The sequence below is a fragment of the Frankia sp. AgB32 genome, from assembly GCF_023243045.1.
Taxonomy (GTDB): Bacteria; Actinomycetota; Actinomycetes; order Frankiales; family Frankiaceae; genus Frankia.
This window is the reverse complement of the sequence record NZ_JALKFX010000017.1, coordinates 36,392-60,389: the sequence shown is the minus strand read 5'-3', so window position 1 is coordinate 60,389 and position 23,998 is coordinate 36,392. Positions and strand designations below refer to the sequence as shown.

Sequence of the window (23,998 nt, the reverse complement as noted above, 5' to 3'; positions counted from 1 at the left end):
GTTGACGTTGGCATCGAAGGCGGTGAGCCTCGCCGCAACATTTGTGACCCGCAACACATGCAGAAGGATAATCAAAGATCCAATCCGACATGACGATCAGGGGGAGGTAACGATACCGACAGTCCGAGGTCCCCACTACCAACGACGACGCCGACATCGGCGACATGGCAGGACAAGACGGACCTGCCTGACTGTCATTATCCATCGAGGATCATCTGGCTAATATCCCCTTGTCGGCCAGAGTTCGAGGACATGGCCGCGCTCCATTACCACGCGGCCAACCGTCCTCCGGTGACCCGCAAGCCGATGGCATCACCTACGTTCCACCTTAAATGCGGATAAATCTTCCAGCCGGGCCGGCCTTCGGGGAGCGCTGTGTCTTCACGTCACCATGCTTTACGCCTAGTGTCCGCAGTGTTGCTCCTGGTGGCCGCGGTCGGTTGCTCCAGTTCGGACACCCCGGCCACGCCCGCCTGCTCCAGCCCAGGAGTCACGCAGAACGAAATCAAGGCCGGCCTGCTCCTTCCCGACAGCGGGCCACTCGCCTCCGGATTCCTCTCCGTCCGTTCCGCCATCGACGCTCGCTTCGGAGTCACGAATGCGGCGGGCGGCGTCCACGGTCGTAAAATCACCCTGGAGTGGCGAGACGATCGGGGATCGACGGTGGCGAACTACGTGGGCGCCCGAGATCTTGTCGAGCAGCAACACGTTTTTGGCCTCCTCGAAACGTCACTCACCGCGAGCGGAAGCGCGCAGTACCTGGCTGACCAAGGAGTACCCGTCTCCGGTCTGGCAATCGAGAAGATCTGGTCGCAGTACCGGAACATGTTCTCGTTCGTCTACGACAGCTCCGCGGCCGTGGACACCTACGGGCAGTTCGTGAAGTCGCAGGGCGGCACCCGAGCCGTCATCGTTCAGCCGGCGCTCTCCGCGGGCCTTACCAATCCGGCAGCGCAGTACTACCAGAGCCTGGAAGCCGCCGGCATTCCCATCCTCAACACGTTGAACTTCAACACGAGCACCGACAGCATCCAGGGGCTCGCGGCGAAGGTGATCGCCCTTGGTCCGGACACCGTCGTCAGCATGATGGGGAACCCTGAGACCGTCCAGCTGCTGAACCTGCTGCGTTCCGCCGGAAAGAATCCAAAGGTCATGATTTCCTCCGGCGGCTATGACCAGCAACTACTGCGAACCTACGGTCCCCAGGTGGCCGGCATCATTACGCCGGTCTTCCACCTTCCCTTCGAGGCCGGTGGCCCCGCGATCGACGCCTACTCCGCCGCGATGGCACGCTACGCACCCCAGATCACCCAGCCCAACCAGGACATTGCCGTCCTGTCCTACATCGTGGCGGACACGTTCGTCCGCGGCCTGGAGGCCGCTGGCGACTGCCCCACCCGGCAGAGCTTCATCAATGGCCTTCGGTCTGTCACCAACTATGACGCCGGCGGTCTGATCAGCCCGGTCAACTTCAAGACCAACCTCGGCCGGCCGGTGACCTGCTACACGTTCGTTCAGGTCAATCCCACAGGCACCGGGTACAACGTGATGGGCCCGCAGCTCTGCGGCAAGGAGATCGCACCCTGAACACTCGTTCGGTCCTGGCACTAGAAACAGGCCCTGTGCGGCAGCACCGTCGGCCAAGGCACCAGTGTCCTGAGTCGTTAATTCGTTGGCAGTAGGCGCCGAGGGTCTCGAGGATCTCGTCGGCGGTCCTGGCCCAGACGAACGGCCTGGGGTCCTTGTTCCAGGCGTTGATCCACTTACGGATGTCGGCCTCGACGAGGACGAGGTCGGGGTGAAGCGCAGGTGGAACCTGGGATGCCGCAGCGATCACCGGCCGGCCGTTCGTCCCCATCAACTACCGGCTCGCCGACCCGCAGCTGCGCACCACCGTCGCCCGCACCGCACCCGCCACCATCATCGCCGGTGACGGCGTCGCCCAGCGAATCGGACCGATCGACGGCATCGCGTACCTCCCCCGGGCCCTGGCCCTGGCCCTGGCCGAGGATCCCACCGGCCCGCAGGCCCACGGATGGACCGGCGACGATGACGACATCGAGCTGATCAGCGACGGCGACGGCCTGGCGGTCATCGGGAGGCCGGCGGCTGTCGAACGCTTCCTCGTCTCCGAAGGACTGCCGTCGAAGGATCTCGGACTGCCCAGGCTCGGATCGGCCCTGGGCGTGGGCCCGGCAGAAGCGGATGGCACTCGTCTCACGCACCACCGAGCGTCTGATGGCCCGCGTGGATTCGGCGGTCGGCACGGCTGACAGGAAGGTGCTGCTGCACCCGGGCGCGTCCCCGGCGGTGGTGCGGTCGGGGAACGAGGTCGCGGTCGCCGTCGCCGACTTCCACGCCCGGGTCGGGATCGAGAGCGGTCGGCGGTCCCTGGAGGCGAGACGATGGGTGGACGCGGCCGCGGTTGACAGAGCGAAAACGATGGTCGCGCCAACGTGCTCAGGAGGGCGGGGATGATCCCTGCGCAGGGCCCTCGACCATGTAGTTGATCTCTTGGCGGGTGAGGCGGAGCGGCGCGACCTTCTTCCGGGCCCCCGCCTGCTTGAGCCGGAATCACCGCCCAGGGGTCAGGCCTGCTGGTCCCTGACCTTCCATCCTCGGTAACGCGCAGAAGGCGACGTCATGTGCTGTGTGCGTCCCAAAGGCCGAGTCGCATGTGCAGCCGGTAGGTCGCCCGCTCCGCGGCGAGGCTGCGAACAAGACGGTCGGGACCAGGAGCGTATTTGGGCCAATCAGTCGCATGCCGGGTGTCCTTGCTGCCATCATCAACGGCGTGGAATCCCGCGGGGGCGCTGTAGATCGTCGACAGATCGGTGGCGTTCCCTGGCCGCAGCGACGGCGCGCTTGTCGACAAGGTCCAGACGTGCTCATCGCCAAGGCGATCGAACGCCTCTTAGGGCTGGGGAGAAGTCACACGTGCTGGTCAGGCGGGGCTTTCCAGGCCCATGGCGCGCGGGCGTAGCCCTGTATCGGATCTGGCCTCACGAGCGGTGAGCACGGCTTCTCCTTGCCCGTCCTGCGCGCCCCCGCGCAGCGGCCCGCAGGCCCCTTGACTCCAGGCATGCCCGACGCCGCGCCGCAGGTAGGCGCGGGCGATCCATGATCCCGATCCGTCACCAGGAGACAGGCCAAGACGTGATGAATGGCGAGCAGATCCTCACCGTGCACGAAGCCGCGCGATCCTGGCAGCCGAACAGGAACGCGCCCGAAGCCCTGGCGCACACCGTCGAATGGCTCACCCGCCTCCAGGTCCACACACCCCGCGCCGAGAGGTACGCCACACTTTCTGCCTGGGCGTATCCGCTGGCCCCGCTGCCGGAGTTGGAACTCGCCTACGACATCCACGCCTTCTTCCGGATCTACGACGACTTCACCGACGACCTGGCGGCGGACATCGGCCGCATCAACGTCATCGGCGCGGAACTCACCGGGATTCTCTACGGTAGACCCGCGAGGTCCCACCTGGGGATGATCTTCGATGATCTGTGGACGCGGCAGATCACCAGTTCCCCGGACCAGTGGGTGGCTCGGGTCCGCGAGCACTGGGAATGGTATTTCAACACGCAGGCGGCCTACGCCGCGATGCGGGACCGGCGGCTGGACACGACGGTCGAGGAGTACCTGGAACTGCGCCTGGGAAACGGCGCGGTGCCGCTGTGCCTGGTGTTCGGCGAGAAGGCCAACCGCACCTACCTGGCGCCGCACGTCCACCACTGCACCCAGTTGCGACTGCTGCGCACGTTGACCAGCGACATCATCGTGTACTGCAACGACGTCTACTCCTCGGTCCGCGACGCGAAGCGCGCCGACCCGCGCAACCTGATCACGATCATCCGCGACCAGGAGGGCTGCGACTGGCACGCGGCGAGAGCGCGCTGCGAGCAGGAGATGCGCGCGCTTGACCAGTCGATACACACCACGAAGCAGCGCCTTGACACAGCCTGCGACGTGCTTCGGTTCACCGGCGCGGAACGCGCCCAGGCACGGATGGGTGCCAGGATCGCCGACGACTGGAACTGGGGTTACCAGGCGTGGGCCGCCGCCAACGAGCTGCTGATGGACACGGATCCGCCGCGCGAGGAGATATCCCGCCTGCTGACCTCGCCGCAGGCGGCGTGACAGTGGGTCGGCAAGACAGCAGTGGCGCCCGGGAATCGCTGCCGGGCGCCACGTCGGCCGGCCGTCTCCCCTAACGCCGACCGCGGACCAGGTCGACCAGCGAGGCCCAGAAGCCACGGCGGGCGTCCGCCTCGGCCTGCGCGTCCGCCTCGGCCATTGCCGCCCGTGCGTCCGTCGCGGCGCTCCGCTCGACTCGGGCGGCCGGGGCGGACTGCGGAGCGGGGCGCCGCCGCGGGGCGAACGTGACCGGGAGCGCGTCAAGGTGCCGGGACCAGGTCGACGCGGTCCAGGTCAGCTGGTCCTCCGGCACCGTGAGATGCAGGTCGGGCAGCCGGTTGAGAAGCACGTCGACGCCGGTGTCGGTGATGGCGCGGGCGATCTCCTGTCCCGAGCACTCGTGCGGGCCCCGGCTGAACGCCAGGTGCGAGCGGTTGCCGTGGATCGGCGCGCCCGGGTCCGGGCGGACCTGCGGATCCGCGTTGCCCGCCGCGATACCGAGCAGCAGCATGTCGCCCTTGCGGATCTCCCTGTCGGCGAACCGCATGTCATGCGTGGCGAACCGCGCCGGGCACACCAGCAGCGGCGGGTCGTCCCAGAGGATCTGCTCGACCGCGTCCGGCAGCGTCATGAGCCCGCCGGCGAGCGACGCACGGAAGCGGGGGTCGGTCAGCACCATCCGCAGCGTGTTCGAGACCAGGTTCGTCGTGGCCTCGTAGCCCAGCACGATCACCAGGCGCAGGTGCGCGCACACCTCGTCGTCGTTGAGCCCCGAGGGGTGCTGGATGAACCAGGACGCCAGGTCGTGCACGGGGGCCCTGCGCCGTTCCTCGGTCAGTGCCCGCAGGGTGCCGATGATGTACTGGTTGTGGGCGAATGCCTTCTCTCCGCCGCTCACCATGCCGACGATGGCCTCGACCAGTTTCGGGCCGTGCTCCTCATCCAGGCCGACCAGCCGGCTCAGCACGAGCATCGGCAGGTACGCGGCGAACTGGGTCACCAGGTCCGCGGCGCCGTCCTCGACGAAGCCGTCGATCAGCTGGTTCGCGTAGCGCTGCACGTGCCGTCGGGTGCCGTGCCGGTCGAACCTGGTCAGGCACTCGTTGACCGCGGCGCGAAGCCGCCGGTGCTCCTCGCCGTCGTAGGACACGACGTCGGGACGCCAGCCGAGAAGCTGAAGCAGCGGGTCGTCCGCGGCGATCCTGCCCTCGTTCCAGTCCCGCCAGAGCCGGGCGTCCCGGGTGAACCGGCTCGGGGTGCGCGCGACCTGCGTGTTCTCCTGGTAGCCGAGCACCAGCCAGGCCGGGACGCCGCCCTCGAGCTCCACCGGGGCGATCCCGCCGTGTTCCGCGCGGAGCTTCTCGTACACCGCGCCTGGATCGCGCCGCGCCGCCGGGCCGTACAGGGCGGTCAGGGTCGCTCCCTGCGCGAAGACCGCCCGCGCGGGGCATTCCTGCGGCGGGATCGCGGCGCCTGATTCGGGTGTGGAGGGTGACACGCTTACTCCGTGGCGGCGCAGGCGGCCACGGGGGCCGCGGATCGGGTGGACAGCCAGTACAGGTAGCGCATGAGGGCCAGCAGGGTGTCCCGGCTCGAGGCCCGGCTGCGCGCGTCGCACGCGACGATCGGTACGGCAGCCGGCAGGTCCAGCGCGGCACGCACCTCGTCCAGCGGGTGGGTCGGGGAGTCGGGGAAGACGTTGACGGCCACGATGAACGGCACGCCGCCGTCCTCGAGCCGCCCGATGACGTCGAAGCTCGCCTCGAGCCGCCGGGTGTCGACCAGGACGACCGCGCCGAGGGCTCCCTCAAACAGGCCGGTCCACAGGAACCAGAAACGCTGTTGTCCGGGCGTGCCGAACAGGTAGAGCACCAGTTCCTCGTTGATGCTGATGCGGCCGAAGTCCATGGCCACGGTGGTCGCGCCCTTCTGCTCGACCCCGCGGACGTCGTCCACGCCGACGCTGGCCTCGGTCATCGTCTCTTCGGTCCGCAGCGGTCTGATCTCGCTGACGGAGCCGACCAGGGTCGTCTTGCCGACGCCGAACCCGCCGACCACGACGATCTTGACCGCGGCGGTGACCGAGGCGGGCAGCGTGTTCTCGTGTGCCGGTCCGATAGCCGGCTCAGAGCCTCTGGAGCCCATACATCACCGCCTTGAGAAGTTCGGGGTCGGAGGTTCCGCCCGCGCGCACCGCGGCACGCACCTCGACGAACGAGTCCCTGAGCAGGTCGGAGACCAGGACGGCGACCACGCTGAACGGCAGCCTCAGGTACGCCGTGATCTCCGCCATCGACAGAGGGTAGTCGCACATGCGCAGGATGGCCGCGTGTTCGGGCTGCATCTCCGGCCGGGCCATGGCCCGCGTCACCACGAGGGTGACCAGGTCGAGGTCGGCCCGGCGGCCCGAGGCGCTGCGCCCCCCGGTGATGACGTACAGGCGCTCGGGGCCGCCCTGTGCCCAGGCGGAGGAGGCGTCGTTGACCGGGGGCGGCCTCACCCGGCCGCCGTCCTCTCCTCCATCCGCTGCGGGCTGGTGAGATGCTCCCCGATGCGGGCGACCAGGCTGCGCATCTGCTGCCCCATCAGCCCCGCGTCCACCCCTTCGTCGGCCAGCACCGCGAGGTACGCGCGCGCGCCGGCCGCCATGAGGTAGAAGAATCCCCCGCCCACCTCGATCACCACGAGCCGCATCCGCCTGTCCCCCAGCGGGAACTCGGTGGCGACGGCGGCGGACAGGCTCTGCAGTCCGGCGCACGCGGCCGCGAGCCGGTCGGCGGTGTCCACCGAGGTGTTGTACTGGGCCATGCGCAGGCCGTCCGACGTCAGGACGATGACATGCCGGGTGCCCGGCACGCTGTCCGCGAGGTCCTTGAGCATCCAGTCCATGCTGGGTTGCAGGTGGTCCATCGACTACTCGCCTTCCTTCCTCGACACGTCGTCAGCGATGGCGTGCTCGGTGCTCGTGCCCTCGCCGGAGACCGCGTTCTGGAACGCGGCGAGCCACAGTCCAGGCGGCGGCGAGGGTGGCGCGGCGGGTGCGGGTGCGGGTGCGGGTGCGACAGTCGACAGGAGCGGGGACGGGTCCGACCGCGGCCCGCGCGACCCGGTCAGGCTCTGCTGACTCAGGATCTGGCTCTGGCTTTCGCCGAGCGAGGCGGTGACGCCGCGTCTGCGCTGCGGCAGGCCGTTGTTGTTGGTCCTGATGGTGCGTGGCTCCTCCGGCCGCGGGGCGACGGCGGGCACCGGCATGTTCCGGTTCGTCCTGACCGCGGCGCCCGGGGTGGACGCGGCCAGCGGCACAGCGGTGGCCAGGTCGCGGGGGATGATCAGTACGGCGCGCACGCCGCCGTACGCCGAGGGCCGCAGCGAGACCTGGAAACGGTGGGTCTGCGCGAGCCGGCCGACCACGGAGAGGCCAAGGCGCGGGTTCTCGCCGAGGTCGGCGAGATCGAGGTCCGACCTGACCTCGGCGAGCACCCGCTCGGCACGCAGCCGGGCCTCCTCGCCGAGTCCGACGCCGCCGTCCTCGATCTCGACCGCGATCCCGGACTGCACCTCGACCGCGGTCAGGTGCACGCGGGTCTGCGGTGGCGAGTACCGGGTGGCGTTGTCCAGCAGCTCGGCGACCGCGTGGACGAGCGGCTCGACGGCGGGTCCGGAGATGGCGACCTCGACCACCGAGTACAGGTCGACGCGCTGGTAGTCGATGATCCGGGACATCGCGCCGCGCAGCGCGTTGAACAGCGGCACCGGATGCTGCCACTGCCGACCGGGCCGGGATCCGCCGAGCACGGCGAGCGAGTCCGCGAGCCGGCCGATCAGCGCGGTGCCGTGGTCGAGGCGGAGCAGGTCGTCGAAGACGTCGGGGCTGGCGCCGTGTCGCTCCTCCATCTCGCGCAGATCCTGGAACTGCTGGTGCACGATGGCCTGGACGCGGCGGGCGACGTTGACGAACGCGCGCTGCGCCGAGTCACGCAGGTCCTCCTCCGCCTTGACCGCATCGAGGACCGAGCGGACCACGTCGTCGTGCGCCTTGATGAAGGCGGCGCCGAGGTCGGGCGACTGGCTCGAGCCGGACAGCGCCTCCTCGACCGAGTCGCCGCGATGCAGCCGGCTGATCGCGGCGGGCAGCACCTCGATGGCGAGGCGGCTGGTCTCGGCCTCCTGCAGCTCCAACCGGCGCACCAGCTCCCGCTCGGTGGCGGCCTGCTCACGGCGCAGCTGGACGATCTCGTACCCGCGGCGGCGCACCTCGGCGCAGACCAGGCCGACCGCGATCACCGCGACGAGGCCGCACACGGCGACAGCGGGCCGGGCGTCCGGGGTGACGAAGCGGAGAGCCGCGACCGTACAGAGCGCGGTCAGGGCTGGCGGTAGCAGGGCGCTGGAGACGACGGAGTCGCCGCCTTGCGTGCCACGAGGTGACGGTCGCTTGCGTGTCATTCGCAGAACCTTGGTCTGATCGTGGGCGTGTGTCGGTGACTGACGGATGTATGGGGAGAAGAATCACGGCGCGGCCCGCGGAGCGACTCGCGCGCCGACGAGGGCCCGACGGCGTTCTGACCGGGCGCCGGGCTACGTTGCTCAGCGCTCGGATACGGCGGTTCTGCTGTCTCTCCGAACAGGTCTGACGTTATATCAGAACGTAGACGCGTCGGAAATACGCCCGCACCCCGGATACGCCGGGCGCACGCCCGCACAGCCGGTCCGATGATGGTGGATGTCGAGGACCTGGCCCGGGAAGCCCCGTAGGGTGCGGGTTGCGTCGTGGTGTTGGTGAAGTTGATGGAGATGAAGCGCCGCTCCGCTCACCGACCCCGGATATATCCAGCTTGCCGGCGCCCGGGTAACCTAGCGGCCAATCTTTCGGGCGTGGCACGCCGACCCTGTGTGACATTGATGTCAATTCGCACTTCGGCGCGGACACCGGTGGTTCATCGGGGTCCACAACTACGATCGGCGGCCGATGTAGTTCGGCCATGGCCTGCTCCCGGCCGGTGAAAAAACTCGTTCCGTACCGGTACAGGCCCTCCACCATTTCCGGAATCGGCCCGGGAAGACCGGTCCCAACACGGGCGTGGTCGCGCCGGGGAGACCGTCCTGCGACGCCCTCACCAACGCCACGCCCGACCACGGCCCGCACCACCCGGACACCATCCGCGCCCGCCGCGCTCTTGCCGACACCACCCACCACCCAGACGCCGACAGACCGGCCCCACCCGAAAAGCCGCCTGCGACCGAACGGCCACCCGCACCCGAACGACCAACCAGGAACCTGCGCGTCGGCCCGTGACCAGCCGAACCGTCGGGTCCCGATCACGGCCAGCCCGTCAGCGTGGGGCTGAGGACCCGTCGCCGTCACCGTCCGGGGACGCCTCCGCCTCGTCGGACAGGCGGCCGAACCCCTCCAGCCTGTCGAACAGATGCGACCTCGCATCGTCGACAGCCTCTGGCCTCTCCGCCGCACGCTCCCGTTCCTCACGGGCACGTGCGTCCGCCGACGCGTTCGCCTTGTCCCGAAACTCCCGCATCATCTGATCAAGCTCTTGCTGGTCCGACTCGAACTCATGCTCCGCGGCCAGGCGATTCGTCAACTCGTTGTCGTCGCGGGACTGCCAGGCGCGGCTGAACGAGCCGTCCCAGTCGACCGGACGCAGCGGCGGGCGCCCCCCGGACGGCGCGTCCGACGGTTCCGCGGAGCCGTCCGGCGACGGGTTGGCCGACTCCGGATCGGTGCCGGCGTGGGCGTCCGGCGCAGGCGGGGCGGGGTCCCGGTCGGCGTCGGGGGCCTGCTCGGGGCCGGGGTCGGTCGGGGCCGGGGTCGGTCGGGGCCGGGGTCGGTCGGGGCATTGGACACGGTGATCCTCCCTGTGGCTGGCCCGCCGGTAATGATCCCACTGCACCCGGTTCGCCGGACCGCCGAGGGTGAACCCCGTCGTTGAACGTGAAGCCTGGTCGCGACCCGCTGGGACTGACCACCATTACCACCGACCGGCTGATGCCAGGCCGGCTGCCCGGCATTCTGGAGCTGTCCCAGCGCGCTCGTTACTTCTCGTTCCACGCGTTCCTGCTCGACGAGTACCATCGTCGGCGGCTGGCGCCGGACCGCAGGCGGCTGTCGGAGTTCATCACGAAGTGCGAGTGGGACCTTGGTCTGGCGGTGCTGCGCTGCCCGCGCCACTGCGGGCTCCAGCGGACCACAGCGCCGCGCAGCCTGTCTCTGCCGGTGACAGCGGCAGCAGCGGGAACGACGCCGACCCGACAGCACGCCGGGAGCACCCGGTGGCGGGGAGTTCGATGATCGGTCCGCGTCGACCTCCGATCCTGTCCAGGCCGCCGTGCGGCAGCGGCGCCGCGCCGTCGGTCACCTCACGCTGGTCGCCGCCGAAGCTGATCGCCGCGTTGCGCGACTACCGCCGCTTCGACCGGGTCCAGATCTTCGCCGACGAGGGATGGCGCGCCGTGCGGCGATGCTCCTGGAACTCGGGGAGACCCGGTGGACCGCGGAGTTCCTCGCGACCGAGTGGTCCCAGGTGATCCTTGGCCATGCTGCGATCGCGCGCCGACTACTTCCGCGCCCGCCGTCCCGGCCGTGGCCGCCAGCTCGCCCGCCAGGACCGCGACGCCATCTTGCAGCGCACGGAACGGTTCACCAAACGGGCCGGCATCGGCAACGGGGCAGCGATACCCCAAGGTTGACACCGGACACGCGGCGAGCCGGCCCGGGGCGCGGCGATGTCCGACCGGGGCGTTCATGATCTAGCGGCGCAGAAACGATCAAACTCGTTCGCGCTCACCCGCCTTCGCGACTCCTGGCGGGGCATTCCTGCCCCGTCCCACCAGCGGCTCCGGCGCCAAGCGAACCGACCTCCAACACCGGATAGGGGTGGAGGAATTACCGCGGACACCGCTTGAAGTTGTTCACCTCACCAACGGGCTGACCTCCCGCGTCCCGTCTCGGATCAGGGCGGGCCGGAGGGCATGCGGGGGCCGAGGGTTTCGCGGATCGTTCGGGTGAGGGTGGCGGCGGTGAAGGGTTTGTCGAGGAAGGCCACGGCGGATTCGTCGATCTGCTGGTCCATGATGCCGTGGGTGTGCGCCGAGGTGAAGACGACGGGCAGGTCCGGGATGAGTTCCGTGAGCCGGTCGGCCACCTGGCGGCCGTTCAGGCCGGGCATGATGACGTCGGTGAGGAGCAGGTCGATGGTGGGATGGTGCCGCACCAGGTCAATCGCCTCCTGGCCGTTCGCGGCGACGAGGCTGCGGTAGCCGGCGGAGGTGAGAATGCGTTCCGTCAGCTCACGGACCGCGGGATCGTCCTCGACCAGCAGGATGGTCTCGTCGCCGCCGGCGAGGTGTTCGGCGCCCAGGTCGGGCCGGCGCTGGTCGGCGACCGCGGCGACCGCGGCCAGGTAGACCCGGAACGTACTGCCGGCGTGGGGCGCCGAGTCGACGGTGATGTGGCCGCCGACCTGCCGGATGATGCCGTAGGCGGTCGACAGTCCCAGGCCGGTGCCTTTGCCGTGGTCCTTGGTGGTGAAGAACGGTTCGAAGGCCCGGGCCTGCACCTCCGGGGGCATGCCGTGACCGGTGTCGGTGACGGTCAGCACCACCTGGCCACCCGGTGAGAGGCCGAGGCGGCCGGCTTCGTCCGGATCGAGGTCGACGTGATCGGTGGCGATCGTCAGTCGGCCGCCGTCCGGCATCGCGTCCCGGCCGTTGACGGCCAGGTTGACGATCACCTGTTCGAGCTGCCCGTGATCGGCCCAGACCGTGGCCGGGGCGGCTGCGGCCTGGACCTCCAGATCCACGTCCTCGCGGATCAGGCGACGCAGCATCTCCTCGATGCCGCCGACAAGATCGTTGAGATCGACGGCCCGTGGCTTCGCCGTCTGGTTGCGGGAGAAGGCGAGCAGCTGGCGGGTCAGCCCGGCGGCCCGGTCGGCCGCGTTGCGGATCGCCGTCAGATCGGCCCGCGCCGGTCCGTCGGTCTGGGCCAGCAGCATTTCCGCGTAGCCGTCGATAACGGTGAGCAGGTTGTTGAAATCGTGGGCGACACCGCCGGCGAGCTGGCCGACCGCGTCGAGCCGCTGCGCCTGGCGTAGCTGGGCTTCGGCGACCTTCTGGTCGGTGACGTCGGCGACCATGGCGAGGACCCCCTCGACCTCGCCGGTCGCGCCGGCCCGGGCGGTCAGGGCGACCTGGGCGGACACCGGGCGCCCGGCGGAGTGGCACAGTCCGACCTCGACGCGTTGGGTCCCGTCGCGGCGGGTACGCGCCAACCCATCGATGATCTTCGAACGGTCCTCGTCGACAACCAGGTCCACGAGATCGACCTCGAGCAGCTCCGGGCCGCCGCGCCCGACGAGGTCGGCCAGCTGCGCGTTGGCGTACCCGATCCGACCGTCCTGGTCGAGCAGGGCCACCCCCTCGCTGGTGGTGTCGACGATGCCGCGGTACCGCTCCTCGCTTTCACGCAACGTCCGCTCCGCCACCTGGCGAAGCTTCAGGTCCTCGAACACGGCGGCCCCGCGAACCAGCGCGGGGAACCGGCTTCGCAGCGTCCAGTACCAGACCGCGGCCGCCGCGGTGAAGATGTCCCAGGCCGTGGTGCGAGGGTCATCGAACGCGAGCCGCATCGGGTTGACCCTGGTGTGATCGGGATCCGAGCCGCTGCCCATGTCCGTACCTGGCATGTCGCCCTCACCGGTCATGTGGTTCATCGCGTGGTCCGGCAGCAACAGGTGCACGGTGTGCCATCCGTGGTGGACGCCGCAGGTGAAGAAGATCGCCGTGGTGGCGAGCCCCAGCCGGTTCTTGCGCCACTGTCCCGACCGCCACAGCGCCCGCCCGATCGCGTAGGAGATCGCCATGTACGCGGCCATGATCACGGCGTTCGCCACGGCGCTGACCTGCCACCACGTCATATCCCATCCCCCGCAAGATCCTTCGTCGGCGCTGGTCGATCACACCGCATCGGTGTTCCCGGCGTTGAGCGCGTCGGCAAAGCCGCGCCCCCGGACAGGTTGATCATCATGCCACGCTACGTGGCACCCCGGGCACATCCGCGTTCAGGAACCCCGACAGACAGCCATGAACACCGGTGCAATCCAGGTGCGACCTGGCCGCCGGAGCGAGGTCGAGGCCGTCGCCGCCGCGGCCCGCCCGGACGTCGTGCCGCACCTGGCCGCCGCGCGGCAGGCCGCCACAGCGGCCGAGCGAACGGCCACCGCGACGGTGAACACCCTCGCGGGCCTGGCTGATCGACGCCGTCCCGCGCGGGTGCCGGGCCGTGGTCCGGCTCGGCTCGTCGACCGAGTACGCGGCCCGGCCGGAGCCGATGGACGAGCGGACGCCGCTACGCGCCCGCCTCGAGGGCGGCACGATGGCGGGCGAGTACGCGGTCGCAGTCGGCGACCCGCGCCCATCGTCGGCTACCGGCTCTCGCGCGGTGTCATCCGGTCCGGGTTCCAGTCCAGTGACCAGCCGTACCGCTCGGCGGCGTCGGCCTGGGTTCCCTCGATGAAGTCGTTCTCCCGTCGGATGACCAAGTCGTCTCCCACCATGTGGAACGACGAGACGACGCAGATCCGGGCGTTGGGTGGTGCGTCGCCGAGGCGAAGGGTGAGGTGTTCGCCGGTCTGCGCGGCGACGGTGAGAACCGATCGGAGCGGCGACCATTCCGGGGCGGCGCGCAGCCCGTAGGCGAACACGAAGAAGCGCTTGAACGTCGCGAGCGCACCCAGATGAACGAAGATCGTCTCGCCCTCCCGCTCGTCCCGGGTGCCGAGCCGCAACACCTGGTGGGGGGCTCCGTGCCCAGGGGCGCTGGTGGCGCCGGGGACGTTGCCGAGGATCTGGATGACGCCGGCCGCCCCGTCGTTCGCCTGCCAGAGGCAGCCGAGATGGATGTTGCTCGGGCGGGGCAGTCCCGTGCGGGTCCTCAGCGGTGACCACCGAAGGGTCACGGTCATGGCACCCGAGCCACGCTTCTCGGCCGTCCACACGGTGGCCGGATGATCGTCGTCGAGCGCGTCGACGTGCTCCGACCGCTGCCGGTGGTGGGAGGACCGTTCGCCGAAGTCGATGCGGGCCGATGACCGGTGGCGAGGGGCGCGGGCGGCCGTCGCGGGAGGCGCGCCGGCCGGGGCGGTCACCGGCGGCCCACCGAGGTCGAGCGGCGAACGCGCGGCGGCGGGCACGGGCGCCGACCGCGCGGGCGAGACCGGAGGTGTCGGTGCCGCCCGGGGCGGCGCCGCGGCCGGTGGAGCGGCCGGTGGAGCGGCCGGTGGAGCGCTCGGCGCGCTGGCGCGCGGCGGGTGGAGGTGCTCGGCCACGTTGCGCCGGGTCCGGGAGCGCGAGGCCCGCGTGAGGAAGGCGGCCACGTCGCGGGGGCGCGCCGTCGCGACGTCACGACCACGACCGGTGGCACCGCCGCCGCTGGCGCCGCCGGTGTCCGCGATGCCGGCGGCGGCGCCGACGAGTCCCGGTAGGCCGTCGGTGCGGCCCTGCCCGACGGCGCGGAACTTCCATCCCCTCGGGTGGCGGTAGAGCTCGCCGAAGATCATGGCTGTCTCCAGCCCGGTCTCCGCCTCGAAGGCATAGCGGGCGATCTCGACGCCGTCGGCGTGGTTGCGCACGTGGATGTGGAGGCCGTGCACGGGCCGGAACGTCTGCCTGCGGCCGGCCGCGTCATAGATCGCCGCGCCGAACTGCAACCGGCTGACCGCCGCCGGCACGGCGGCCAGCGTGACGACATGACTCTCCGCGTCTCCGAGGAGCGGGCGCGGGGCCGGTGGACCGCCGAGCCGTTCCGTCGGGTTCGGTACCTGATCGGCGAGGAGCACCCGCGACGACGTCGTCCCGCCGTCCGGGGTGCCGGGGGCGTCGACGAGGATGACGACGCCGTCGAGCTCGACGTCGGCCAGGCCGGGCCCGTCGTTCCACCCGAGGCTGACGCGCACCTGTTCGACACCGGGCGCCGCGGCCGGCAGCAGCACGTTGCCGCCCCCCGGCAGGGTGACGGTCATAGATCGAGGTCGGAGCGGCGGAACTTGGCGTCCAGGAAGCGGGCCTGGATCGCCAGCCGGGCGGCGTCCCCGGTGTAGACGAGGTCCTCTAGTTCGCCCGCGCCCTCGTCGAGCAGCTGAAGCTGGCGGATCAGGTCGTCGGCGGGCGTGGTGCCCGTGACGCCGGGACGCATCGTGTACTGGACGGGCAACGCCAGGAAGTCGTCGAGGGCCTGCGGCAGGTACTCGTTGATCATCGCGGTGAGGTGCCTCAGCTCCTCCTCACTCGCCGACTGGACCTCGAGGTAGCGCAGCAACGGTCGTAGGACATCGTCGATGTCACGCACGGTCGGCACCGCCCCGGCCGGCAGGCGCCCGCCGGCCGCGTTCGCCTTCGCGACGATCCCGGCGAGCTCCTGTTGAAGCTGCCGCACCTGGCGGACGGCCTCGGTCCCGGGCGCCCGCCCGGGATCGGCCGCCGAGGTGGTCTCGTCCGTCGCGGTGCCGGAACGCCGCCGGAAGATCACGGCGCCTCCTGTTCGTCCCGGTCGGGTGGAGTGTGCGCTCAGCGCTCGTCGGCGCGGGCCCGCTCCAGATACGATCTGGAGCGTCCGACCTGGGTCTCCAGGGCAGCCACGGTCGTCGCCATGCTCTCCACCGCCTTGGCCTTGTACGTGTCGAGGGCGTCCATGGTCGCGAAGACGTCGTCGAACGCCTTCTGCAGCGCCTCGACGCTGACCGTGCTGGACGACGCCTGCTCCTGGAGCTGACCCGACTGCTGGCGGAGCATCTCGCCGACCGACGTGATCATGCTGCTCGTCGTGGCGTTCAGCGCGTTGATCTGGTCGAGGACGAGCTTCTGGTTCGCCAGCGCCTGCGCCACGATCACCGCCGTGCGCAGGGCGGCCACCGTCGTCGTCTGCGCCCGGTCGACGCCCTTGATGAGCTCGATGTTGTTCTTGCGGACGAGGTCGAGGGCGAGGTAGCCCTGCACGCTCACCGCCAGCTGGGTGAGGAGATCCTGCTGGCGCTGGCGGATGGGGAACAACGCGTCCGAGGTGAGCGCGTCGGCGGTCGCCGGATCGCCGGCCCGCAGCCGATCGATCTTGTCCGCGACGGCGCCGTCGAGGGCCTTCGCGAGAGTCGCGTACTCGGTGAGCTTGCCCATGGCGGCCCAGAGATTCGCCTTCTCCTGGTCCACGGCGGCGTTGTCCTTGCGCAGCTCGTCCTGACCGGAGTCGAGCGCCCGGATGATGGCGTCGAGCTGCTTCTGCGCCGACTGGTAGTGCTGGAAGTAGCGGGAGATCTTGTTTCCGAACGGCACCACACCCAGCAGTTTGCGGCCACCGGTCAGATCGGCCTTCCCCGGGTCCAGCTCGGTCACCGTCTGACGCAGGTCGACGAGGGTGGCGGCGACGCGTGCCTGGGCATCGCCGCCGCGACCCCCGCGGCCGCGGGCGCCGCTGAGCGCGGCCGCCGGGCGCTCGAGCATCCGGTTGGACACCCGGGCGCTCGCGACGATCTCCCGTTCGCCCATACGCAGGATGTCGTTGATTTTTTCCTGGAATGCCGGGCTTCGCGGGTCCTGCGTCGCGAGGTCGTCGGCGAACGCCGCGGCGCGCGTGCGCAGCTGGGCGCGGATCGACTCGTCGAGCGGGACCATGCTGTCCACCTGGTCGTCCGCGACGACCGGGACGGGCGCCGGTGGGGTGAGCACGAGCGTGCCGCCCGCGGATTCCGTCGTGGTGGCCGGGTTCGCGGGCGGCGTCAGCGGCCCGCTCAGGTCCAGCGAATCCGACATCTACGCCCCTTCCTGACCCCGCCGCTCCGGGCGGCGCCAGCGCCGTACGGCGTGACCAGCACTCTCGACCCTACGCGGCGACCTGCCCACAGACCTTCGGGAGTCGCGGACGGCACCGGATCGGGACCCGGGGACGCCCGCTCGGCAGTCGTCGACGTTCCAGGTCGGCGGGTGAGAGGAGGAGCATGAACGGATGCCCGACGTCCTGTGGAAGAGCGACCCCGAAGACCATGACTACCCCGCGGCGGTGGCCTATCTCGGGCTCCTGTCCGAGCCTGCGGAGGTCGACGCCCTGGTTGGGCTGCTGCGCGCGGCCGAGACCCGGCGCTGGAAGGCCAAGGACATCCTGCGTGCGTCCGCGCTGCCGCTGCTGCCGGTCGACAACCCGCACGTTGCCGCGGATCTGCACAAGATCGCCCATCGCAGGGCGCTGTCTCCGGTGCTGCTGATCCGCGGCGACCTGACGTCGGGACGGGCGCTCCAGGTCGCCGACGGCTACCACCGGGTCTGCGCGAGTTACCACACCGACGAGAACACCGACATCCCCTGTCGACTGGCGGCCCCCAGCGCCGGCCCGGCGCTGCCAGCCCCGGCAGCGGAGCACCAGTGAGCTTCGCTCTCCTGGCGCTGGTCTGCCTGGCCGGGATCACCGGTCCGCTGCTGGCGCTCTCGCGCCGCTGGCGACTGCCCGTCGTGGTCGGTGAACTCCTGGCCGGGATCATCCTCGGCCCGATGGGCGTGGGACGCCTGGACCCGACAGCATCCACCTTCGCGTTCCTGGCCAACGTCGGGTTCGCGCTGGTGATGTTCGTCGCCGGCTCACATGTCCCGGTGGGTGACCGTGGCCTTCGGCACGCGCTGCCGGTCGGGCTGCTGCACGCCGCCGCCGTGGTCGCGGCGTCCGTTCCCGTCGCCCTGGCTGTCTCCACGGTCTTCGGCACCGGCCACGCCGCCCTGTACGCCGTGCTGCTGTCCTCGTCCTCCGCCGCCCTCGTCCTGCCCATCCTCGACGCACTACAGCTCGAAGGCACCGCGATCCTGCAGTTGCTGCCCCAGGTGGCCATCGCCGACGCCGCGTGCATCGTCGCCCTGCCTCTGGCGATCGACCCCTCCAGGGCGGCCCGCGCGGCCATCGGGGCCGTCGTGGTGGTGGTCTGCGCCGTTGCGCTGTTCGCCATCCTGCGCGAGACCGAACGCCGTGGGTGGCAGAAAAAGCTCCACCACCTGTCGGAACGACGCAAGTTCGCCCTGGAGCTGCGGATCAATCTCGCCCTGCTGTTCGGTCTGGCCGCCGTCGCCCAGACCTCCCGGGTGTCGATCATGCTGGCCGGGTTCGCCTTCGGTCTGGCCGTCGCCGCCGTCGGCGAACCGCGCCGCCTGGCCCGCCAGCTCTTCGCCATCACGGAAGGCTTCTTCGGCCCGCTGTTCTTCATCTGGCTCGGGGCGTCCCTGGACCTGGCGGCTCTCGCCCGGCGCCCCGCCCTGATCGGGCTCGGTCTGGCGCTCGGTCTCGGGGCCGGTCTGTGTCACCTCGTCAACCGCCTGATCGGCCAGCCGGCAACGCTCGGTGCGCTGGCCGCCGCGCAACTCGGAGTGCCGGTCGCGGCCGCGACGCTCGGTGCGCAGTCGCATCTGCTGGCTACCGGCGAACCCGCCGCCCTCATCCTCGGCGCCCTCGTCACGATCGCCGTCGCCTCCGTGGCGGCAGCACTCGCCGCACGCGGTCCCACCGCGCCGGCAGACCCGGCCGATCCCACCCCAAGCCGCGAGACGGGTCCCGAGCCAACCTGACCGCGGATGAAGGCCACCTGCTTCGTGGAGGTGGCCGGCCGTCGCCAGAGTCGCCCGGGCACCCGCCGGCCGGTCGAGCTGCCGTCCCGGTAGGACGGCCGATCTTTATCAAGTCCGAAGAATTCGTGGGTCCGACCGCCCGGAGCCGGCATTACGCTGCGAACGTGCGGGAGTTGCTGATCGGCCTGGTCGGCGGGCTGATCACCGGAATCTCGCCCTGTGTCCTGCCCGTGCTGCCCGTGGTGTTCATGTCCGGGGGTGCGGCCGGGCCGCGCGGCGCGGACAGTCAGGCCCGGGCTGGCGGTCGTCCGTTTCTGGTCGTCCTCGGGCTGGCGATCAGCTTCAGTCTGATCACGCTGCTGGGTACCGTCGTGGTCGACGCCCTGCCGATTCCGCAGGACACCCTGCGGTGGGCCGGACTGGTGGTGCTGGTGCTGCTGGGCATCGGGATGCTCGTTCCCCGGGTGCAGGAGCTGCTGGAACGGCCCTTCGCCCGGCTGCGTGGGTTCCGGGTCGACGGGCGCCATCGCGGGTTCGTGCTCGGCCTCGCCCTCGGCGCGGTCTATGTGCCCTGCGCGGGGCCGGTGCTGGCCGCGATCACCGTCGCCGGCGCCACCGGCCATATCGGTGTGCACACAGTGGAACTGACCGTTGCCTTCGCCGTCGGGGCGAGCGTCCCGCTCATGATCTTCGCGCTCGCGGGTCAGCGGGTCGCCGAACGGGTCCAGTCCTTCCGGCGCCGGCAGCGTGGGGTGCAGATCGTCGCCGGCGTCGTGCTGATCGGCCTCGCCGTCGCGCTCAGTTTCAACGTCACCGACGCCCTGCAACGCGCGGTCCCGGACTACACCGCCGCCCTCAACCGCGACCTCGACCATGCCGGCCAGACCGATCTCGCCGCGCAGAGCAACAGTCCGGGCAGCTGCTCCCAGGAACCGGCACTGACGCTTTCCGACTGTGGGAAGGCGCCCGGGATCACCGGTATCCAGCAGTGGCTCAACACGCCGGGCGGAAAGCCCGCGGCGACGGCGGGAAAAGTCACCATCGTCGATTTCTGGGCGTACTCCTGCATCAACTGCCAGCGGGCGATCCCGCACGTCGAGGGCTGGTATCGCAACTACGCGGGGGCCGGACTCCAGGTGATCGGCGTGCACACCCCTGAATACGCCTTCGAGCACGTCCCGTCGAATGTCGCCGCCGGCGCCCGGCGGCTGCACATCACCTATCCCGTCGCCATCGACAACGGCTACGCGACCTGGAACGCCTTCACCAACGAGTCCTGGCCCGCCGAGTACCTCATCGACGCCAACGGCCAGATCCGCCACATCGCCATCGGCGAGGGCAGCTACGGCGAGACCGAGAGCCTCATCCGCCAACTGCTCACCGCGGCCCACCCGGGTGTCTCCCTGCCCAGGGCCACCGACGTCGCCGACACCACGCCGACCGACGTCAACCAGTCACCGGAGACCTACCTCGGCACCGAACGGCAGCAGGCCTACGCCGGCGACGGCCCTCTGCGCGCCACCGCGTCCACCTACGAATACCCGAGCACACTCCCGTCGAACACCTTCGCGCTCACCGGAAGCTGGACCGCGAGCCCCGAGGCGTTGACGGCGGGTGAGGGGGCCGGCATCGAGCTGAACTTCGACGCCGACAACGTCTATCTCGACCTCGCCGGCACCGGCACCATCACGACCACCCTCGACGGGCACACCACCAGCCAGCACGTCGGCGGCGCGCCCAACATCTACACCCTCGTCAGCGAGCCAAAATCCGTCACCGGAACACTCGACGTCCGCCTCAGCCCCGGCCTCCAGGCATACTCCTTCACCTTCGGCTAGTGTCCCCGGCCCGGCCCCGGGACCGGTAGTCCTGGACGGCGCGATCGACAGGCGCCAGGAGTCAGGGAGCCAGGCGGCCAGGCGGTCGAGCTGGGCGGCCTTGTCGTCGTGGAGATCGAGGCACATCGCCAGCAGCCGGCCCGCGGCATGTCTCCCGCGAGCTGGCCCGATCCGGCCGACCCTCACCGCCGCCTATCCACAATGACGTGGTGCCGAACCACCATGACCGGGCAGGCGTCGAGCGGATCGTCGATCTGCTCGTCGGCCGGCTCGTCGCCCGCGTGCGTGCCGAGCGGGGCATCGATCTCACCGTCGGCCCGCGCGCTCGCGCCCGACTCCTCCTCGAGCTCAGCGCCGACCTGCCGCTCGACGACCACGGCATCGCCTCCACCCTCGAGGACATGCTGGTCACCCCGCTCGATCAGGAAGGAGAACCGAATCTTCGACCGGCGGGTCTACCGGCGCATGGGCCGAGCTCACCAGCCCCGTCGCCGGCGGGCAGCCGTTCCTCAGGCTGTCGGGCGATGGCTGGGGCTCGGTGCGCTACCGGACCCGCGGCTCCCGCCGCCCCGACGTCGGCGTGAACACCCTGTACAACCTGATGAACGACGGCTTCGCCCTCGGGGCGGGGGCCCGCGTCGACGAGCTGACCGGCGACCGCCCGATCCTGCGCGTCGCCCAGACAGAGGGCACTACCTCGCCGACGGCCCGTCGCTTCCGCTGTTCCTGCGCGACGGCCACGCCGCCTTCGGGATGACCTGCTACACCTGGGACAGCGGGGTGCCATGGCGCCTGCTGGTCATCGACCGGCTGGTCGCCGTGCCGAGCGCGCGGCACACCCTGCCGGCCGGCAGGGTGCAGCTGAGCGATCTGGCCGCGGAGGCCTTCACCGACTTTCCCGCCGGCACCCCCGGACGGCCGCAGAGCGACAGCGCTCTCGCCGCGGCCGGCCTGCGCCGGCACGTAGCGTTCGAGGCCCTGGCGCCCGATTTCATGCTCGGCCTCGTCCGGCACAACCTCGCCGTCACCCTGCTGGCCGCCCGCCACGTCCAGCCCGATCCGCGACTCGCCGTCCTCGCCATCACCGATGGCCCCACCCGCTCCGAGTACCTCGCCTGGAGCGACATCAATCCCAGCCCGGCCACCCTGGCGATCCTGGCGGAGAGCCATGGATGAGCAGCCAGATGTGACGACCCTCACGGACATGCGCGGATGATTACTGGCTGTGATTAGTTCCGCGGGCAAATACCATCTCTTTGGGCTGGGATTGCACGAACGAACGGCCGGGCCGCCCTGCCCAGGATCACGCTGCGACGTAGCCGCAGGCACCCGTCACCGGCGATTACCGCCGACCTTCCTTGACTGTAAAGCAATCAACGGACACAGAGCGTGACGCCAAGTGCGACTGCCAAGACCGCCGATCATGAAACTCCTTGTCGCACTCGATCCCCTCACCTAGTGTCCTGAGTCGCTGATTCGCTGGCAGTACGCGGCGAGGGTTTCAAGGATCTCGTCGGCGGTCTTGGCCCAGACGAACGGCTTCGGGTCCTTGTTCCAGGAGTTGATCCATTTACGGATGTCCGCTTCGAGTTCGACGACCGACCGGTGCGTGGATCGGCGCAGCTTGCGGTTGGTCAGCTCCCCGAACCAGCGCTCGACCAGGTTCATCCACGACGCCGACGTCGGAGTGAAGTGCAGGTGGAAGCGGGGGTGGCGCAACAGCCACTTCTTCACCGCCGGGGTCTTGTGGGTGGCGTAGTTGTCCAGGACCAGGTGAAGGTCGTAGCCCTTCGGCACCGAGGAATCGATCAGCTTGAGGAAACGCAGGAACTCCTGGTGGCGGTGCCGCCGGTAGGTCTGCGCGATCACCGACCCCGACGTCGGGTCGAGGGCGGCGAACAGGCTGGTCGTGCCATGCCGGACGTAGTCGTGGGTCATCCGCTCCGGCGTACCCGGCATCATCGGCAGCACCGGTGCGGTGCGGTCCAGTGCCTGCACCTGGGATTTTTCGTCGACGCAGAGCACGATCGCCTTCTCCGGCGGGTCGAGGTAGACCCCGACCACGTCACGGACCTTGTCCACGAACAGCGGGTCGGTGGACAGCTTCCACGTCTCGACCAGGTGCGGTTTCAACCCGAACGCCCGCCACATCCGCGACACCGTCGACTGCGACAACCCGCTGACCCTCGCCATCGACCGCGACGACCAGTGCGTGTCGCCGTTCGGCGGCTTCTCCTCCAGCGTCCTCGCGATCACAGCCTCGACCTGCACGTCGGTGACCTTCCGCGGCGCCCCTGGACGCGCCTCGTCCGACAGGCCCTCCAGCCGGTCGACCGTGAACCGGCTCCGCCACTTCGCAACCGTCCCCCGGGTGATCCCGAGCTCGGTCGCTATCCCCGAGTTCGTCCCGCCGTCCGCGCAGGCCAGCACTATCCGCGAGCGCAACGCCAGCGCCTGCGCGGTCTTGCGCCGCCGGGCCCACCCTTCCAGCACCGCACGCTCGGCAGCCGACAACTCGATGGGTTCCGCGCTCGGGCCAGGCACCAGCCCATTCTATCTGCGCACGAATCTACGACTCAGGACACTAGACTCGGCAATCATGAATTCCGCCGATTCCGTCACGGCCGACTTTGCCGCAGCCAGCCATTTCGGGTGCGGCGGGAGCTCCCCCGGGTAACTGCCACCCCGGTAAACAGGGATGACCCCGGCCTGATGTCTTCCAGGATATCTACCCCAAGCGGGAGCTCTTCAACTCCCAGTCCCAGAAGGCACTCAACGAGATCTACTTCCACAAGGACCTGGCAAATCATTTCGTCCGGCCTGACCATGTCTACATGCTAGGAATGCGGAGCGATCCCGCCAACCAGGTGTTCACGACCTTCGCGCGGAACGCCGACATTATGACCGCATTTTCGGACGAAGAACTCGACCGCCTGCGCGAGGTTTCCTTCCACACCCCTTTCGACGATCTCACGGTCTACGGCGGCGCTCGTCAGCTCGGTGAGGCAGAGCCACACCCGATCCTTACCGGCGAGAACGACATCCGCTACTTCGAGAACCGGACCTCCGGCCTCACTCCGGCAGCCGAGGAGCTCAGCCAGAAGCTGAAGAAGACCCTGCACGAGGTCAAGGAGCGGGTGTTCATCGGCCCGGGGGACTTCGTTGCGGCCTTCAACAACTACGCGATTCATGCGAAGGAGATCGCTTCCATCGGGAACCCGGCGTCCCTCGCCCAGAGATGGATCATAAAGTCGGTCAACGTCGATAACCTGGCCCGCCACGGTGAACATTTCATCTCGGGGACAGAATATCTGGTCAACGGCTGACCGGGCAGCCCGGGTCGACGGCCGCGGCGGTCCGTCGGTGTCCTTCGAGGTGAATACCGGACCTGCGCGGCAGACGGCCCACCATCTAGCGCG

Annotated in this window: 23 protein-coding genes; 11 read left to right on the top strand and 12 right to left on the bottom strand. The window is 69.8% G+C overall.

Going from position 1 to position 23,998, the window contains the following annotated elements; all coding sequences use genetic code 11:
- Positions 1-426 precede the first annotated feature (426 nt).
- The 3 genes from MXD60_RS07850 to MXD60_RS07835 all read left to right on the top strand — a co-directional run bounded on the left by MXD60_RS07850 (position 427) and on the right by MXD60_RS07835 (position 4,140).
- Entirely contained in the window at positions 427-1,587 is a 1,161-nt protein-coding gene (locus tag MXD60_RS07850; protein WP_248818324.1) for an ABC transporter substrate-binding protein, read from the top strand.
- 618 nt (positions 1,588-2,205) lie between these two features.
- Positions 2,206-2,478, top strand: coding sequence for a hypothetical protein (locus MXD60_RS07840; protein ID WP_248818323.1), 273 nt, complete (start codon positions 2,206-2,208; stop codon positions 2,476-2,478).
- A 681-nt stretch (positions 2,479-3,159) separates the two neighbouring features.
- On the top strand, positions 3,160-4,140 hold the full coding sequence (locus tag MXD60_RS07835; RefSeq protein ID WP_248818322.1) for a terpene synthase family protein: 981 nt from the start codon (positions 3,160-3,162) through the stop codon (positions 4,138-4,140).
- A 70-nt stretch (positions 4,141-4,210) separates the two neighbouring features.
- Here MXD60_RS07835 and MXD60_RS07830 read toward each other — a convergent pair whose 3' ends face one another.
- From MXD60_RS07830 to MXD60_RS07805, 6 genes are all read right to left on the bottom strand, one after another.
- On the bottom strand, positions 4,211-5,635 hold the full coding sequence (locus MXD60_RS07830) for a cytochrome P450 (RefSeq protein WP_248818321.1): 1,425 nt from the start codon (positions 5,633-5,635) through the stop codon (positions 4,211-4,213).
- 2 nt (positions 5,636-5,637) lie between these two features.
- Positions 5,638-6,282 (bottom strand): GTP-binding protein, encoded by a 645-nt coding sequence (locus MXD60_RS07825; RefSeq protein ID WP_248818320.1) that lies wholly within the window; start codon positions 6,280-6,282, stop codon positions 5,638-5,640.
- Positions 6,263-6,637: a DUF742 domain-containing protein gene (locus MXD60_RS07820; protein ID WP_248818319.1), complete on the bottom strand. Its 375-nt coding sequence runs from the start codon at positions 6,635-6,637 to the stop codon at positions 6,263-6,265. Before MXD60_RS07820 ends, MXD60_RS07825 begins: the two co-directional genes overlap by 20 nt.
- Positions 6,634-7,047, bottom strand: a complete 414-nt coding sequence (locus MXD60_RS07815; protein WP_248818318.1) for a roadblock/LC7 domain-containing protein — start codon at positions 7,045-7,047, stop codon at positions 6,634-6,636. Before MXD60_RS07815 ends, MXD60_RS07820 begins: the two co-directional genes overlap by 4 nt.
- A 3-nt stretch (positions 7,048-7,050) precedes the next feature.
- Positions 7,051-8,583: an ATP-binding protein gene (locus MXD60_RS07810; protein ID WP_248818317.1), complete on the bottom strand. Its 1,533-nt coding sequence runs from the start codon at positions 8,581-8,583 to the stop codon at positions 7,051-7,053.
- 887 nt (positions 8,584-9,470) lie between these two features.
- Positions 9,471-10,043, bottom strand: coding sequence for a hypothetical protein (locus MXD60_RS07805; protein ID WP_248818316.1), 573 nt, complete (start codon positions 10,041-10,043; stop codon positions 9,471-9,473).
- A gap of 35 nt (positions 10,044-10,078) precedes the next feature.
- On the opposite strand from MXD60_RS07805, the gene MXD60_RS07800 reads away from it, so the two are divergent.
- Both MXD60_RS07800 and MXD60_RS30250 read left to right on the top strand, forming a co-directional pair.
- A complete protein-coding gene (locus MXD60_RS07800; protein ID WP_248818315.1) occupies positions 10,079-10,441 on the top strand; it encodes a hypothetical protein in 363 nt (120 codons plus the stop codon).
- A gap of 245 nt (positions 10,442-10,686) precedes the next feature.
- Complete coding sequence (locus tag MXD60_RS30250) at positions 10,687-10,839, top strand: hypothetical protein (protein ID WP_248818314.1); 153 nt, start codon at positions 10,687-10,689, stop codon at positions 10,837-10,839.
- A gap of 263 nt (positions 10,840-11,102) precedes the next feature.
- On the opposite strand, the gene MXD60_RS07790 is transcribed toward MXD60_RS30250, so the two are convergent.
- The 4 genes from MXD60_RS07790 to MXD60_RS07775 form a co-directional block, all read right to left on the bottom strand.
- Positions 11,103-13,067, bottom strand: a complete 1,965-nt coding sequence (locus MXD60_RS07790) for a hybrid sensor histidine kinase/response regulator (RefSeq protein WP_248818313.1) — start codon at positions 13,065-13,067, stop codon at positions 11,103-11,105.
- Between the two features lie 507 nt (positions 13,068-13,574).
- Positions 13,575-15,170, bottom strand: a complete 1,596-nt coding sequence (locus MXD60_RS07785) for a TerD family protein (protein ID WP_248818312.1) — start codon at positions 15,168-15,170, stop codon at positions 13,575-13,577.
- The gene (locus MXD60_RS07780; protein WP_248818311.1) at positions 15,167-15,676 is read right to left on the bottom strand and encodes a hypothetical protein; all 510 of its coding nucleotides are present in this window, start codon (positions 15,674-15,676) and stop codon (positions 15,167-15,169) included. The genes MXD60_RS07785 and MXD60_RS07780 overlap by 4 nt, the downstream gene beginning before the upstream one ends.
- A 38-nt stretch (positions 15,677-15,714) precedes the next feature.
- Entirely contained in the window at positions 15,715-16,950 is a 1,236-nt protein-coding gene (locus MXD60_RS07775) for a toxic anion resistance protein (RefSeq protein WP_248818310.1), read from the bottom strand.
- A 193-nt stretch (positions 16,951-17,143) separates the two neighbouring features.
- On the opposite strand from MXD60_RS07775, the gene MXD60_RS07770 reads away from it, so the two are divergent.
- The 3 genes from MXD60_RS07770 to MXD60_RS07760 all read left to right on the top strand — a co-directional run bounded on the left by MXD60_RS07770 (position 17,144) and on the right by MXD60_RS07760 (position 20,579).
- Positions 17,144-17,560: a hypothetical protein gene (locus tag MXD60_RS07770; protein WP_248818309.1), complete on the top strand. Its 417-nt coding sequence runs from the start codon at positions 17,144-17,146 to the stop codon at positions 17,558-17,560.
- Positions 17,557-18,741: a cation:proton antiporter gene (locus MXD60_RS07765; protein WP_248818308.1), complete on the top strand. Its 1,185-nt coding sequence runs from the start codon at positions 17,557-17,559 to the stop codon at positions 18,739-18,741. Before MXD60_RS07770 ends, MXD60_RS07765 begins: the two co-directional genes overlap by 4 nt.
- 164 nt (positions 18,742-18,905) lie before the next feature.
- Entirely contained in the window at positions 18,906-20,579 is a 1,674-nt protein-coding gene (locus MXD60_RS07760; protein ID WP_248818307.1) for a cytochrome c biogenesis protein CcdA, read from the top strand.
- A 182-nt stretch (positions 20,580-20,761) separates the two neighbouring features.
- On the opposite strand, the gene MXD60_RS07755 is transcribed toward MXD60_RS07760, so the two are convergent.
- Positions 20,762-20,956: a hypothetical protein gene (locus MXD60_RS07755; RefSeq protein ID WP_248818306.1), complete on the bottom strand. Its 195-nt coding sequence runs from the start codon at positions 20,954-20,956 to the stop codon at positions 20,762-20,764.
- 161 nt (positions 20,957-21,117) lie between these two features.
- On the opposite strand from MXD60_RS07755, the gene MXD60_RS07750 reads away from it, so the two are divergent.
- Both MXD60_RS07750 and MXD60_RS07745 read left to right on the top strand, forming a co-directional pair.
- On the top strand, positions 21,118-21,336 hold the full coding sequence (locus MXD60_RS07750; protein ID WP_248818305.1) for a hypothetical protein: 219 nt from the start codon (positions 21,118-21,120) through the stop codon (positions 21,334-21,336).
- The gene (locus MXD60_RS07745) at positions 21,333-21,755 is read left to right on the top strand and encodes a LysR substrate-binding domain-containing protein (protein WP_248818304.1); all 423 of its coding nucleotides are present in this window, start codon (positions 21,333-21,335) and stop codon (positions 21,753-21,755) included. The genes MXD60_RS07750 and MXD60_RS07745 overlap by 4 nt, the downstream gene beginning before the upstream one ends.
- Before the next feature lie 279 nt (positions 21,756-22,034).
- Here MXD60_RS07745 and MXD60_RS07740 read toward each other — a convergent pair whose 3' ends face one another.
- Positions 22,035-23,123 carry an IS630 family transposase gene (locus MXD60_RS07740; protein WP_248818303.1) on the bottom strand — a complete coding sequence of 363 codons (1,089 nt, stop codon included), beginning with the start codon at positions 23,121-23,123 and terminating at the stop codon, positions 22,035-22,037.
- A gap of 299 nt (positions 23,124-23,422) precedes the next feature.
- Between MXD60_RS07740 and MXD60_RS07735 the strand changes: the two genes are divergently transcribed.
- Entirely contained in the window at positions 23,423-23,905 is a 483-nt protein-coding gene (locus MXD60_RS07735) for a hypothetical protein (protein WP_248818302.1), read from the top strand.
- Positions 23,906-23,998: the final 93 nt, after the last annotated feature.

Bases quoted from the DNA above. Each gene is read 5' to 3' on its own strand.
- MXD60_RS07840 (WP_248818323.1), top strand. From the start codon at position 2,206: ATGGCACTCGTCTCACGCACCACCGAGCGTCTGATGGCCCGCGTGGAT.
- MXD60_RS07770 (WP_248818309.1), top strand. From the start codon at position 17,144: ATGCCCGACGTCCTGTGGAAGAGCGACCCCGAAGACCATGACTACCCC.
- MXD60_RS07785 (WP_248818312.1), bottom strand. From the start codon at position 15,170: ATGACCGTCACCCTGCCGGGGGGCGGCAACGTGCTGCTGCCGGCCGCG.
- MXD60_RS07775 (WP_248818310.1), bottom strand. From the start codon at position 16,950: ATGTCGGATTCGCTGGACCTGAGCGGGCCGCTGACGCCGCCCGCGAAC.
- MXD60_RS07835 (WP_248818322.1), top strand. From the start codon at position 3,160: ATGAATGGCGAGCAGATCCTCACCGTGCACGAAGCCGCGCGATCCTGG.
- MXD60_RS07825 (WP_248818320.1), bottom strand. From the start codon at position 6,282: ATGGGCTCCAGAGGCTCTGAGCCGGCTATCGGACCGGCACACGAGAAC.
- MXD60_RS07815 (WP_248818318.1), bottom strand. From the start codon at position 7,047: ATGGACCACCTGCAACCCAGCATGGACTGGATGCTCAAGGACCTCGCG.
- MXD60_RS07810 (WP_248818317.1), bottom strand. From the start codon at position 8,583: ATGACACGCAAGCGACCGTCACCTCGTGGCACGCAAGGCGGCGACTCC.
- MXD60_RS07735 (WP_248818302.1), top strand. From the start codon at position 23,423: ATGCGGAGCGATCCCGCCAACCAGGTGTTCACGACCTTCGCGCGGAAC.
- MXD60_RS07790 (WP_248818313.1), bottom strand. From the start codon at position 13,067: ATGACGTGGTGGCAGGTCAGCGCCGTGGCGAACGCCGTGATCATGGCC.
- MXD60_RS07745 (WP_248818304.1), top strand. From the start codon at position 21,333: ATGACCTGCTACACCTGGGACAGCGGGGTGCCATGGCGCCTGCTGGTC.
- MXD60_RS30250 (WP_248818314.1), top strand. From the start codon at position 10,687: ATGCTGCGATCGCGCGCCGACTACTTCCGCGCCCGCCGTCCCGGCCGT.